The sequence below is a fragment of the Variovorax sp. AC103 genome (genome assembly GCF_979254005.1).
The window spans coordinates 1-217 of the sequence record NZ_CEEDFC010000132.1; the positions used below are offsets into that span (position 1 = coordinate 1).

At 63.1% G+C, this 217-nt stretch carries 1 pseudogene; it reads right to left on the reverse strand.

Annotated elements, in window-relative coordinates:
* A pseudogene (locus AC0IYU_RS35080) lies at nt 1-217 on the reverse strand (IS5/IS1182 family transposase); the annotation flags it as partial.

Here is a 217-nt window from a genome sequence, read left to right on the forward strand (position 1 = left end):
TCGTTGCCGATGTTGGTGACCTCGTGCGCCACGATGAGGTGGTGTTTGGCATCGACCGCCGTCTGCACGTTGTAGCCGACCATGCCCGCGCCCTTGGCCTGTGAGTTCATCGACCGGGCATCGGGATCGGTGGTGGAGCGCTGACCATCTGGCTCGTTCTTCAACTGCTCCCGGGTCTCGTCGAGTTGCCGCATCTGCTCGCGCAGCTTGCGGATCT